10 protein-coding genes and 1 other annotated feature are annotated in these 12,842 nt (G+C 41.4%); of the genes, 7 read left to right on the forward strand and 3 right to left on the reverse strand.

Annotation, left to right across the window (positions count from 1 at the left end; translation table 11 throughout):
• The 4 genes from rplS (at position 1) to HFU86_RS04980 (ending at position 5,018) form a co-directional block, all read left to right on the forward strand.
• Positions 1-354 (forward strand): 50S ribosomal protein L19, encoded by a 354-nt coding sequence (rplS, locus tag HFU86_RS04965; RefSeq protein WP_036949834.1) that lies wholly within the window; start codon positions 1-3, stop codon positions 352-354.
• Positions 355-932: 578 nt separating this feature from the next.
• Entirely contained in the window at positions 933-2,027 is a 1,095-nt protein-coding gene (locus HFU86_RS04970; protein WP_132496279.1) for a 3-deoxy-7-phosphoheptulonate synthase, read from the forward strand.
• Between the two features lie 13 nt (positions 2,028-2,040).
• On the forward strand, positions 2,041-3,162 hold the full coding sequence (gene tyrA / locus HFU86_RS04975) for a bifunctional chorismate mutase/prephenate dehydrogenase (protein ID WP_187128828.1): 1,122 nt from the start codon (positions 2,041-2,043) through the stop codon (positions 3,160-3,162).
• Positions 3,163-3,461: 299 nt separating this feature from the next.
• Positions 3,462-5,018, forward strand: a complete 1,557-nt coding sequence (locus HFU86_RS04980) for a methyl-accepting chemotaxis protein (protein WP_132496281.1) — start codon at positions 3,462-3,464, stop codon at positions 5,016-5,018.
• Between the two features lie 67 nt (positions 5,019-5,085).
• On the opposite strand, the gene pheA is transcribed toward HFU86_RS04980, so the two are convergent.
• From pheA to bamD, 3 genes are all read right to left on the reverse strand, one after another.
• Positions 5,086-6,258 (reverse strand): bifunctional chorismate mutase/prephenate dehydratase, encoded by a 1,173-nt coding sequence (pheA, locus tag HFU86_RS04985; protein ID WP_036949843.1) that lies wholly within the window; start codon positions 6,256-6,258, stop codon positions 5,086-5,088.
• Positions 6,259-6,283: 25 nt separating this feature from the next.
• Positions 6,284-6,403 (reverse strand) — a sequence feature (Phe leader region).
• A 168-nt stretch (positions 6,404-6,571) separates the two neighbouring features.
• Positions 6,572-6,901: a ribosome-associated translation inhibitor RaiA gene (gene raiA, locus HFU86_RS04990; protein ID WP_187128829.1), complete on the reverse strand. Its 330-nt coding sequence runs from the start codon at positions 6,899-6,901 to the stop codon at positions 6,572-6,574.
• A 384-nt stretch (positions 6,902-7,285) separates the two neighbouring features.
• Positions 7,286-8,014 carry an outer membrane protein assembly factor BamD gene (bamD, locus tag HFU86_RS04995; RefSeq protein WP_036949850.1) on the reverse strand — a complete coding sequence of 243 codons (729 nt, stop codon included), beginning with the start codon at positions 8,012-8,014 and terminating at the stop codon, positions 7,286-7,288.
• Between the two features lie 137 nt (positions 8,015-8,151).
• Between bamD and rluD the strand changes: the two genes are divergently transcribed.
• The 3 genes from rluD (at position 8,152) to clpB (ending at position 12,562) form a co-directional block, all read left to right on the forward strand.
• Positions 8,152-9,129 (forward strand): 23S rRNA pseudouridine(1911/1915/1917) synthase RluD, encoded by a 978-nt coding sequence (gene rluD, locus HFU86_RS05000; RefSeq protein WP_036949853.1) that lies wholly within the window; start codon positions 8,152-8,154, stop codon positions 9,127-9,129.
• Complete coding sequence (yfiH, locus tag HFU86_RS05005; RefSeq protein WP_036949856.1) at positions 9,129-9,863, forward strand: purine nucleoside phosphorylase YfiH; 735 nt, start codon at positions 9,129-9,131, stop codon at positions 9,861-9,863. Before rluD ends, yfiH begins: the two co-directional genes overlap by 1 nt.
• 125 nt (positions 9,864-9,988) lie before the next feature.
• Entirely contained in the window at positions 9,989-12,562 is a 2,574-nt protein-coding gene (clpB, locus tag HFU86_RS05010) for an ATP-dependent chaperone ClpB (RefSeq protein ID WP_036949859.1), read from the forward strand.
• The last annotated feature ends 280 nt before the right edge of the window (positions 12,563-12,842 follow it).

The following is a 12,842-nucleotide window of genomic DNA, read 5'->3' on the forward strand; positions in this document are numbered from 1 at the left end:
ATGAGCAACATTATTAAACAACTTGAACAAGAGCAGATGAAGCAGGACGTACCTTCATTCCGTCCGGGTGACACCGTGGAAGTTAAGGTATGGGTCGTAGAAGGCTCTAAAAAACGTCTGCAGGCATTTGAGGGCGTGGTTATCGCTATCCGTAGCCGCGGTCTGCATTCTGCATTCACTGTTCGTAAAATTTCTAACGGCGAAGGTGTTGAGCGTGTATTCCAAACTCACTCTCCAGTCGTAGATAGCATTGCTGTTAAACGCCGTGGTGCTGTTCGCAGAGCTAAACTGTACTACCTGCGTGAGCGTTCTGGTAAGGCAGCTCGTATCAAAGAGCGTCTGAACGCCAAGTAATACGCTTTCGCTACATCCGAAAGTTAAAAGGCCCGCATCTGCGGGCCTTTTTTATTCGTCATATTTCGCGCTGTGGCGGTGTTGGCTTCATTCAGCCACACAGGTCACATACTTATGTATGCTCCCTGCGCTGTCTTCATTTTGCCGCCTAGCCACAACCCGAACTATTTAGAATAAATAGAGTTGGTAAGTCATATTTCGCGCTGTGGCGGTGTTGGCTTCATTCAGCCACGCAGGTCACATACTTATGTATGCTCCCTGCGCTGTCTTCATTTTGCTGCCTAGCCACAACTCAAACTATTTAGAATATACCGTTCAATAAACCTCATTTCGTAAATCTATCTTTACAATTTTTGTTCGTTTTTTGCTTTTTAATATGAATTTATTCTCTTTAAATCCCATGATATCATTTAAATTCAATAATATAAAATAGTGTAACTTTTTATGTACATGCAATTGAGTTATTTTACAGTTTTGGATTGAAATCTTTACGATGCATGATATGTTATCTCTCACGCACCAAACACAAGATCGATAAACAACATCACTAATAAATAATAAGCTAAATAGGTAATCAAATGATCATGCAAAAAGATGTACTCAATAACGTGAATATTCAAGACGAACAGGTTCTTATCACCCCTGAAAGTCTGAAACAAAAATATCCATTGAGTAACAGCAATCTGCATGCCATTGCGACATCGCGCAAAGTGATTGCTGATATTATTCATCAGCGTGACCCGCGCTTACTCGTGGTATGTGGTCCTTGTTCAATTCATGATGTAGATGCTGCCATCGAATACGGTGAGCGTTTACAGAAACTTGCTGCTGAGTTAAGTGATAGCTTATATATTGTGATGCGTGTGTACTTTGAAAAACCACGTACAACTGTGGGTTGGAAAGGCTTAATTAGCGATCCATTTATGGATGGCAGCTTTGAAATGGAAAAAGGGTTGCATATTGCCCGCGATCTATTGACTAACTTAGTGAATATGGGATTACCACTGGCGACAGAAGCGTTAGATCCTAATAACCCACAATACTTAGGTGATTTATTCAGTTGGTCAGCAATCGGAGCGAGAACCACGGAATCCCAAACTCACCGTGAAATGGCATCCGGTTTATCAATGCCAGTGGGTTTTAAAAACGGCACAGATGGCAGCTTATCTACCGCCATCAATGCGTTAAAAGCCGCTGCAATGCCGCACCGCTTTATGGGAATCAACCAATCCGGTCAAGTTTGCTTGCTGCACACTAGCGGTAATAAAAATGGTCATGTGATCTTACGTGGTGGCAAAACACCAAATTATGATGAGCAAAGTATTGCTGCTTGTGAAGCTGAAATGAAAAAAGCGGGGCTCGAACCATCATTAATGGTGGATTGCAGCCACGGCAACTCAAATAAAGATTTTCGTCGTCAGCCACTGGTGGTTGATTCAATTATCGAGCAAATTGTTAATGGTAATGAATCAATTACAGGTATTATGCTTGAAAGCCATATTAATGAAGGCAATCAGTCATCAGAACAGCCACGTGAAAATATGAAATACGGGGTTTCGGTGACAGATGCATGCATTAACTGGGAAGAAACTGAGTCTGTGTTGCGTAAATTACACCAAGCATTATCACCAGTGCTTGAGCAGCGCGGGCAGAAATTAAGCAAAGTGAGCTGAGCAAGGGATTGGTATGTCTGCTGAATTATCCCATTTACGGGAACAGATTGATGAAGTTGATAAGTCATTATTAGATTTGCTCGCCAAACGGCTTCAGTTAGTGGCTGAAGTTGGTGAAGTCAAAAGCCAGCACGGATTACCTATTTATGTGCCTGAGCGTGAATCTAGTATGTTGGCGGCTCGCCGAGCAGAAGCGGAGCGAATGGGGATCCCGCCTGATCTGATTGAAGATATTCTTCGACGGATCATGCGTGAGTCCTATGCGCGCGAAAATGACAAAGGATTTAAAACACTGAACCCTACCGCCGGTCCGATTGTGATTGTTGGAGGGAATGGGAAAATGGGGCGGTTATTTCATCGTCTACTTTCCCTTTCTGGCTATCAGGTTAAATTGCTGGGTGAGCAGGATTGGGATAATGCGGCTTCGATAGTCTCTGGTGCAAGCGTGGTGATGATTAGTGTACCTATCCACCTCACTGTTGATGTCATTAAACGTTTGCCTACTTTAGACCCAGAAACAATTTTAGTAGACATTGCTTCTGTGAAGCAAAAGCCACTCGAGGCCATGTTATCTGTGCATCAAGGCCCTGTATTAGGATTACATCCGATGTTTGGTCCTGATATTGGCAGTGTTGCCAAGCAAGTTTTTGCATTCTGTGATGGGCGAAAGGCGGAGTCTTATCAATGGCTGCTGGAGCAGCTGCAAGTTTGGGGCGCACGTTTGAAAGCGATTAAGCCTGAAGAACACGATCGTAATATGAGTTTTATTCAGGCGTTACGCCACTTTACGACGTTTACTTATGGGCAAAATTTAGCGAAAGAGCAGATTGATCTACAGCAGTTGTTGGATCTCTCTTCCCCAATTTATCGCCTTGAATTGGCAATGGTAGGGCGCTTGTTTGCACAAGATCCACAATTGTATGCAGATATCATCATGTCTTCGGACGAAAATGTTGAATTGATCCGCCGTTATTACCAGCTTTTGGGGCAATCCATTGAAATGCTGGAGCGCAAAGATAAAGCTGAATTTATTCGACAATTTGAGCAAGTCAGCCAGTGGTTTGGTGAAGATGCACATCATTTCATGAAAGAAAGCCAGTCTCTATTACAGCGGGCGAACGATAACCGTAAATAATTTCTTTTAGCCATTACTCTATAAATCGATGAAAAAGGGTAATGGCTATCTTTATGCTAAAAGTGCTAAATGCATTTCCATTATTAATATTTATAATAAATAAGTAATTGTACTTATTTCTGTAGTTTATCCTAAATTTATAATTGAGTTTCTTCCTTAAGTAGGTTTATCCACCAATTAATTAGAAATTAATCAATTTATAATATCGATATTTATAAATTAAACGATTTATCTAATAAAGATCCCTTGCCATTGACCGATAACACTAATCATTAAATGATGATAAGTGTGGTAAACCTATGTCTTTTAAGAACCTCAAAATTAGTTTGAAATTAACTATCGCGTTTGGCGTTTTCATCACGCTAATTGTTTTAAGTTCTCTGTTTTCATTAGTAAATATGAATCGAGCAAATGAAAGCATTCAGAACGTTATTTTTAAAAGTTATCCAATAACCGCTAATGCAAACTCGGTGATGGATAACTTTTATTCTTATATTGGTATCCAAGAATTGATTTTATTGGATGACCGAGGGAGTGAAAAACGCAAGGAAGAGCTAGTTAAAATTAGCCAAAATATTTCTGATCTGTTGGATGAGTTGGATCGAAGTATAACTGATAGCCGTTCTCGTGAAGTGCTTGATAATATCCAAGAGGTGAGAGCTAAATTTATTAGTGCTCAGCAACAGATGATGGAGTTTATGAATCAGGGAAATCGTCAAGCTGCGATTGAAATGATGATGACAAAAACATCAGCTATTCAGCGAGAATATCGTGAGCAAGTCCAAAACCTGATAGCCATCCAAAATATGTTGATGCAAGAAACGGGTTATCAGGTGGAAGATGACTATAAAGCAAATCGTGTTTTATTGGCATTTTTATCAATCATTAGCATTGTTGTGGGCTGCGTTATGGGGTGGTACATCACGCGTATTATCACTAAACCTTTAGAGCAAGCGGTTGATTTTGCTAAATCAATTGCCAGTGGTGATTTGACCCAAAATATTCAAGCACAATCTAAAGATGAAACTGGGATCTTACTTGAATCGCTCAGTGAAATGAAAGGGCACTTACTTGAGATTGTCCAAGAAGTTCAAAATGGATCTGAGAGTATTTCTGCGGCAGCAGGGCAAATTGTTGCGGGTAATCAGAACTTAGCCGCTAGAACGGAAGAGCAAGCGGCTTCTGTTGAGCAAACGGCAAGTTCGATGGAGCAAATTACATCCACGGTACAGAACACCACTGAACATACCCATGAAGCGACAATGTTAGCTGACAATACGGCTGTGACAGTCAAAAACAATGGTCAGATGATGGTTCAGCTAACCGATAAAATGCGCGCAATTAATGGTTCATCTCAAAAAATGACGGATATTATTAACTTAATCGACTCTATTGCCTTCCAAACGAATATCTTAGCCTTGAACGCGTCCGTTGAAGCAGCAAGGGCAGGAGAGCATGGTCGTGGTTTTGCGGTAGTAGCGGGTGAAGTGAGATTATTGGCGCAAAAAAGTGCTGCATCGGCCAGTGATATTCGTTCGTTAATCGAAAACTCCTCTTCACAAACCCAAGAAGGTATGGAATTGGTTGAACAAGCTAGCCAGCAGATCCATGGTATGGTCGCCAGTGTTGAAGAGATGAATGCGTTATTGCGTGAAATTGGTCAAGCGAGTAGGGAGCAGAGCGATGGTATTTCACAAATTAACAGCGCCGTGGGGCAATTGGATTTAACAACACAACAAAATGCGGGGCTGGTGGAAGAGTCGGTCGTAGCGGCAGATTCGTTGAATGACCAAGCTTACCACCTTCAAGAGCTGGTTAATTACTTTAAACTCAGCGCGACAATACAAAAATCGTGATTGACAGAAATCGTAATTAATAAAAATAACACAGGCTAATGACCTGTGTTATTTTTTTGAGCCAAAATTAAGGCGTCATTTTTTCTGGCTCTACAGGAACAATATTTTCAGATGGGTAGCAGCCAAGAATTTTAATTGAGCGGGTGATCTCAGCTAATTCTTTCAGTGCTTGTTGCATATTATCTGAACGCAAGTTAGCGTGAACATCTACATAAAACATCTCCTCCCACGGCTTACCATTAATTGGGCGAGATTCTAATTTACTCATCACTATCTTATTATTTTTTAAGATAATTAAAGCATCCACTAATGCACCAGCTTGTTGACCTGTTGTGATCAATAACGTCGTTTTCGCTGGAACTTGTTCAGTTACTTCAATCGCTCGTGGAGCCACAACAATAAAGCGAGTCATATTAATTTGCTGATTCGCTAAGTTATGCTCCAAAACCGTTAAGCCATACAATGCACCGCCAGCCTCACTACCTAATGCAGCTACATTAGGGGAATTATGTTCTGCCACTTTTTGCATTGCTGTAGATGTGCTGTCGCAATATTCAATTTTCCAATGAGGGAACTGAGATAAATATTGGCTACATTGCTGGAAGGGCTGAGGGTGGCTATAAACTGTATCAATCTTGCTTAATTCACTACCTGGCGTGGTCAACAAGCAATGGTTAATTGGCAAACGAATTTCACCGACAATGGATAATGATGTATTTTGCAGTAAATCGTAAACATCATTTATTGCCCCTGAGCTAGTATTTTCGATAGGTAAAATACCATAATCTGCTTGGCCACTTTCAACGAGCGAAAAGATATCTTGGAATTTATGGCAGCTGCATTCAACCAGTTGATCAAAATGACGCGCTGAATATTGACGCGCGGCAACATGGGAATAAGAACCTTTAGGTCCTAAAAATGCAAATCTTGCGGTATCACTTGGTGTCAGATTTAAATGTTTTTGTAAGATAGCTTGTTGAGTAAGGACAGAATCCTCAATGATCATCTGAAACAAGCGTGTAATATAAAAACCATCAAGACCCAGAGGCGTGCCTTTATTAATTAATACATCGAGTAATTGGCGTTCGCGCTCTTTGTCACGGATTGGGCGGTTATCATCGATTTTGGTTTCAGCAACTTCAATTGCATAGCCTCGACGTTTTGCAAGAAGCCCAAGGAGTTCACTGTCTAACTGGCTAATTTTCTCACGGACTTTCAGTAAATTAGTGCTATTTTCCATTCTGCGACCCTATCAAACATCAGTGAATAAAAAAGCCCCCTAGGTAGGGGGCTTTAAAATATTGTCTTCTTTTTTTTCTCGAACGACAAAAGCCCCTTAATGTGAGTGGCTAAAGAAGAAAAAGAAAACAGTATTTAGTTTCATGGGAAATCCTTTCGAGTGAAGTTATTCAAATAGACATGATAGTGAATGAGAAGTCAACAAAAAACAGCGCAGAACGTAAAAACGCGCCCATGATGAGCGCGTTTGGAAGGTTTCAAGATAAGTGGATTGATAATATAAAAATATAACGTAACTACTTAAACGCAACTGATTACAACGTTTCTAGATTCGCTTCTTTTACACTATTAGTTGCCCTTCTTGATTCTCCTTTATGTTGCACTTTGTTTAACTGTCTTTCGAGTTTGTTGATAAGGTCATTTATTGCAACGTACATATCTTCATGCTTAGCACTTGCTACCAACTGTCCGGTAGCGGTTTTTATGTTGGCATCAACCATAAAACCTTGAGGCTCTTTCGATAGCACCACATGGGGGCTAATTAAGGAAACTTGCCATTTATCGAGTTTTGTTAGACGGCTTTCAATGTGTTCACGAATTGCTGGTGTGATGTCCATTTGTTTGCTAGTAATGTTAACTATCATATAGTTACCTCTCATTGTTTCCGTCTTTGATGAATTCAGAATACCGATATCTAGGAATAAAAAATTGATCTAGATCACACTTAAATTATGGGAAAGGGGGTACCCACTTGAAGTGTGATTTTGGCTAAAAAAGGCAGGTAAAAGGATTGCCAAAATAACTATATTGAGGGAGACTGAGAGGGTTGGCTATCAACACGGTAAATAGTCGGTACTTTTTTTGGGTAAAATTTTAGGTTATGAATTTTAAAAGAAAAAGATCAAAACTATCCCTACACTCTGATTCATCTTCAAACCCACTGCATTTCAAATCACGATTAAAATCATCAAAAAAAACAGCAGCCGAAGCTGCCGTTCTTATTTCAATCGATAGCGTTAAAAAGCAATTTATTGGTTTGCTGCAATAATGCTGCCGACTTTGTTTGCTTCTTTGTCTAAGCCCATCTCTTTATACGCAATTTCCATATATCCGAGCGCTTGACGCGTTGCTTCTGTATCTGGATAGTCACGTAACATTTGTTGGACACGATTAACAACCGCGACATAGGCCCCACGTTTGTTGTAATATTCAACGACAGAGAGATCAAATTTTGCCAAACGATCTTTTAAGTAAACTAAACGCTTACTTGCATCGTTGGAATATGGGCTGTTCGGATAGTAACGAACTAATTGGCTCAAGTCTTTGAACGCAACCAATGCGTGTTGTGGGTCTCTGTCAGAGCGATCGATACCAAAGAAACCTTGTAACATGCTGTCATCTAACGCCATTGCCGTTAAGCCACGCATGTAAAGTACGTAGTCAATATTGGGATGAGTTGGGTTTAAACGCATGAAACGGTCAATTGAAGCTATCGCCATTGGTAGCTCTGCTGATTTATAATAGGCGTAAATCAGGTCTAACTGTACTTGCTGAGCATACGGACCAAACGGGTAGCGGTTATCCAACGCTTCAAACTGTTTAATTGCCGCGTTATAGTTACCGTCCTGTAATTTTTGCTGACCTGTACTATAAATCTCAGCTGGGGAACTATCGGGGCTGACTTCGTTATTGCTGGAGCATCCGGCGAGAGCCAGGCTCAACGTGGCAGCTGCCACCAGATATTTCATACGTATCATCACGTGTTGGTTATCCTCTGACTGTATCGAGGGAGTCTATCCGTAAGGCTCCCGGCAAAATTCGAGTTACAATAGCATACATTTTAAATGAAACGGCAGCGCCGTCAAAACACAAACACCAAAAAGTAGATTAATTTATGGCTCAACAAGTACAATTAAGTGCAACTATCGCTGAATCACAGCTTGGTCAACGTTTAGATCAAGCTTTGGCTGAATTGTTCCCTGATTATTCACGTTCTCGAATAAAAGAATGGATTTTAGACGATAGAGTGCAGGTTAACGGCAAAGTTATCAATAAGGCAAAAGAAAAAGTTTTAGGTGGTGAACAAATTTCCATCGATGCCTTGATTGAAGAAGATAGCCGTTGGGAACCTCAAGATATTCCACTTGACGTTGTTTATGAAGATGAAGATATCCTAATTATTAATAAACCGCGTGATTTAGTTGTTCACCCAGGGGCGGGTAATCCAGACGGAACCATCTTAAACGCATTATTATATCGCTATCCTGAAATTGCGGATGTACCAAGAGCGGGCATTGTTCACCGTTTAGACAAAGACACAACTGGGCTGATGGTTGTCGCTAAAACAGTTCCGGCACAGACTCACTTAGTGGAAGCCTTGCAACGCCGTGAAATTACGCGTGAATATGAAGCGGTCGCTGTTGGCCGTATGACAGCAGGCGGTATGGTCGAAGAGCCAATTTCTCGCCATCCAACCAAAAGAACGCACATGGCTGTTCATCCAATGGGCAAGCCTGCGGTAACTCACTATCGAGTCATGGAGCATTTTCGCGCTCATACGCGCTTACGTCTACGCTTAGAAACCGGAAGAACGCATCAAATCCGTGTTCATATGGCGCATATCAACCATCCATTAATCGGTGATCCATTATACGGCGGTCGACCACGTCCACTGAAAGGAGCAACAGAAGAGTTCCTCGAAGTGATGCGTAATTTTGATAGACAAGCGCTACACGCAACAATGCTGCGTCTTTATCACCCAATCACAGGAATCCAAATGGAATGGCATGCGCCATTACCTGATGATATGGTGAAATTGATTGAAGCACTGAAAGCTGACACTGAACTTCATAAAGACGATATGGACTGGTAATGAATACGTTGATTTTCCCTGATTGGCCGCAACCTAAAAATATTTCAACATGCAGTACAACTCGTGCAGGTGGAGTGAGCCTTCCGCCTTTTGATAGCCTAAATTTAGGTGACCATGTTGAGGATTTGCCTGAGGCAGTCAGTGAAAATCGCCATCGTCTTGAAAAGCTTGCTCAATTACCACAGCAACCCGTGTGGCTTGAGCAAGTACATGGTACTCATGTTCTGCATTTAATGGGAAGCGAGATTGAAAATCGTCAAGCGGATGCGGTGTATACCAACCAAGTTGGTCAAGTGTGTGCCATCATGACAGCAGATTGCTTGCCAGTATTGTTTTGCAGCCGCGATGGTAAAGAAGTGGCAGCGGCTCATGCCGGATGGCGAGGCCTCTGCAATGGCGTATTGGAAAATACGCTAGCGGCATTTAATGCACAACCGAGCGACATTATGGCGTGGATGGGGCCGGCTATTGGCCCTGAAAAATTTGAAGTTGGCGTAGAAGTTAAACAAGCATTTACTGGTCAATCTGCCGATCTTGCAGATGCGTTTACACCTCACAATGACAAATTTCTGGCAAACATCTATTTACTGGCGCGTAAAAAGCTACAAGCCGCGGGCATTTCAGCCATTTATGGTGGTGAGTTTTGTACGGTCAGTGATGAAAACAGATTTTTTTCCTACCGACGTGAGGGGAGAACGGGGAGAATGGCATCCCTTATATGGATAAATAACTAGTTCATGGAATAATATTCCAAATTAACAAATATTGAAAAAATAATCCCGCCTAAAACTTGAATATTTAAAAACAGACCGCATCTTATCTCCAGTAGCAATTTTAATCATATTCTATTGGAGGTGTTATGCGTCTGGATCGTTTAACTAATAAATTCCAGCAAGCTCTCGCTGACGCCCAGTCATTAGCCCTTGGGCGCGAAAATCAATTTATTGAACCAATTCATTTACTCAGTGCTTTGTTTAATCAAGAAAGTGGTACCGTGCGTCCATTATTGACGACGCTCGGCGTGAACGCAGTTACGTTCGAAAACAAAATTGAAGATGCGTTGGCTCGACTCCCTCAAGTGCAAGGTGTTGCTGGGGATGTACAACCATCAAGTGACTTAATGCGTCATTTGAACTTATGTGACCAGCTTGCTCAGAAAAATGGGGATGACTTTATCTCCTCAGAATTATTTCTGCTCGCTGCTTTAGAAGCCAATACAACCCTCGCTGATATGTTGAAAGCGGCGGGTGTTAATAAAGACAATTTGAAAAAGGCAATAGAACAGATGCGTGGTGGCGAAAAAGTGAATGACCAAAGCGCTGAAGACCAGCGCCAAGCTTTGAAAAAATTTACCGTTGATTTAACCGAACGTGCAGAACAAGGGAAATTAGACCCTGTGATTGGCCGTGATGAAGAAATTCGTCGTACCATTCAAGTATTACAACGTCGTACTAAAAATAACCCAGTATTAATTGGTGAACCTGGTGTAGGTAAAACAGCGATTGTTGAAGGACTTGCACAGCGTATTGTTAATGGTGAAGTCCCTGAGGGATTGAAAAACAAACGTGTTTTATCGCTGGATATGGGGGCTCTGATTGCAGGGGCGAAATATCGTGGTGAATTTGAGGAACGTTTGAAAGGTGTTCTGAATGACCTTGCTAAACAAGAAGGTAACGTCATTCTGTTTATCGATGAATTACATACTATGGTGGGTGCGGGTAAAGCTGATGGTGCAATGGATGCTGGTAACATGTTAAAACCTGCACTGGCACGTGGTGAACTGCATTGCGTGGGGGCAACAACCCTTGATGAATACCGTCAATATATAGAGAAAGACCCTGCGTTAGAGCGTCGTTTCCAAAAAGTATATGTTGCAGAACCATCCGTGGAAGACACCATTGCTATCTTGCGTGGTTTGAAAGAGCGTTATGAATTGCACCATCATGTGCAAATTACTGACCCAGCTATTGTGGCGGCAGCGACGTTATCGCACCGTTACATTACTGACCGTATGCTGCCAGACAAAGCTATCGACTTAATCGATGAAGCGGGCGCTAGCTTACGTATGCAGATGGATTCAAAACCAGAATCTTTAGATAGATTGGAAAGACGTATTATCCAATTAAAACTGGAACAACAGGCACTGAAAAAAGAGTCTGATGATGCCAGTAAAAAACGTCTGGAAATGTTAGAAGAAGAGCTGGCGGAAAAAGAGCGTGAATATTCTGCATTAGAAGAAGAGTGGAAAGCAGAGAAAGCATCATTAACTGGTACTCAACATATCAAAGCTGAATTAGAAAATACGCGTATTGAGATGGAAAAAGCGCGTCGTAATGGTGATTTGGCGAAAATGTCTGAGTTACAGTATGGACGTATTCCTGAATTAGAAAAACAGTTAGAAGTGGCGACGAAAGCAGAAGGTAAAAGCATGAAGCTTTTACGTAATAAAGTTACTGACGTCGAAATCGCAGAAATTCTGGCTCGTTGGACAGGTATTCCAGTATCAAGAATGCTTGAAAGCGAAAGAGAAAAACTGTTACGGATGGAGCAACAATTACATCAACGTGTGATTGGGCAAGATGAAGCGGTTGTGGCTGTGTCGAATGCTATCCGTCGTAGTCGTGCAGGTTTATCGGATCCTAACCGCCCAATTGGTTCGTTTATGTTCTTAGGCCCTACAGGGGTAGGTAAAACAGAATTATGTAAGGCACTAGCAAACTTTATGTTTGATAGTGACGACGCCATGGTTCGTATCGATATGTCCGAGTTTATGGAGAAACACTCTGTATCTCGTTTAGTCGGTGCACCTCCAGGATATGTGGGTTATGAAGAAGGTGGTTATTTAACTGAAGCGGTAAGACGCCGCCCATATTCAGTTATTTTGCTGGACGAAGTTGAAAAAGCGCACCCAGATGTATTTAACATCTTGCTGCAAGTATTAGATGACGGTCGTTTAACTGATGGGCAAGGTAGAACGGTAGATTTCCGTAATACCGTAATCATCATGACTTCAAACTTAGGTTCTGATCTTATCCAAGAACGTTTTGGCATGATTGGTTATTCAGAAATGAAAGATATGGTGATGGAAGTTGTCGCTCATAACTTCAGACCTGAATTTATTAACCGTATTGATGAAGTTGTGGTATTCCATCCGTTAGGTAAAGAGCAAATTACGAATATTGCGAATATTCAGTTAGCTCGTTTATATAAACGTTTGGAAGAACATGGTTATGAAGTCACTGCAACGGCGGCTGCATTAGAGAAAATTGGTGAAGCTGGTTTCGACCCAATCTTTGGTGCTCGTCCGTTGAAACGTGCAATTCAGCAAGAGATTGAAAACCCACTGGCACAAGAAATTCTGTCAGGCAGATTAATCCCAGGTAAACCAATTACTCTGGATGTTGAAAACGATGAAATCGTAGCAAAGCAGTAAGTAAGCGCTAGGTTATTATCGAAATGTAAGTTAAAAGGCGACCATAAGGTCGCCTTTTTCATATAAATATTGCCCCAAATGGCATTTTTTGTTGAAAAAATACACGTGAAGTATAAAGGGTAATCAGTTGGAAATTATTTTGCAAAAAACACTTGCCAGATTTTTCTGACTCCCTATAATGCGCATCCACTGACCGGGAACAAGCCAACGCAAAGCGCGATGGACACTGAACCGGCAGCGAGAGAATCTGAAAAGATTAAGTAAAAAAATACTTGACTCT

It is taken from the genome of Providencia sp. JUb39, from assembly GCF_012272845.1.
Taxonomy (GTDB): Bacteria; Pseudomonadota; Gammaproteobacteria; order Enterobacterales; family Enterobacteriaceae; genus Providencia; species Providencia lanzhouensis.

What these genes read in the sequence shown, in the direction of transcription:
- HFU86_RS04970 (WP_132496279.1), top strand. Translation starts at nt 933, where the DNA reads ATGATCATGCAAAAAGATGTACTCAATAACGTGAATATTCAAGACGAA.
- pheA (WP_036949843.1), bottom strand. Translation starts at nt 6,258, where the DNA reads ATGGAAAATAGCACTAATTTACTGAAAGTCCGTGAGAAAATTAGCCAG.
- HFU86_RS04980 (WP_132496281.1), top strand. Translation starts at nt 3,462, where the DNA reads ATGTCTTTTAAGAACCTCAAAATTAGTTTGAAATTAACTATCGCGTTT.
- yfiH (WP_036949856.1), top strand. Translation starts at nt 9,129, where the DNA reads ATGAATACGTTGATTTTCCCTGATTGGCCGCAACCTAAAAATATTTCA.
- raiA (WP_187128829.1), bottom strand. Translation starts at nt 6,901, where the DNA reads ATGATAGTTAACATTACTAGCAAACAAATGGACATCACACCAGCAATT.
- rluD (WP_036949853.1), top strand. Translation starts at nt 8,152, where the DNA reads ATGGCTCAACAAGTACAATTAAGTGCAACTATCGCTGAATCACAGCTT.
- bamD (WP_036949850.1), bottom strand. Translation starts at nt 8,014, where the DNA reads ATGATACGTATGAAATATCTGGTGGCAGCTGCCACGTTGAGCCTGGCT.
- tyrA (WP_187128828.1), top strand. Translation starts at nt 2,041, where the DNA reads ATGTCTGCTGAATTATCCCATTTACGGGAACAGATTGATGAAGTTGAT.
- rplS (WP_036949834.1), top strand. Translation starts at nt 1, where the DNA reads ATGAGCAACATTATTAAACAACTTGAACAAGAGCAGATGAAGCAGGAC.
- clpB (WP_036949859.1), top strand. Translation starts at nt 9,989, where the DNA reads ATGCGTCTGGATCGTTTAACTAATAAATTCCAGCAAGCTCTCGCTGAC.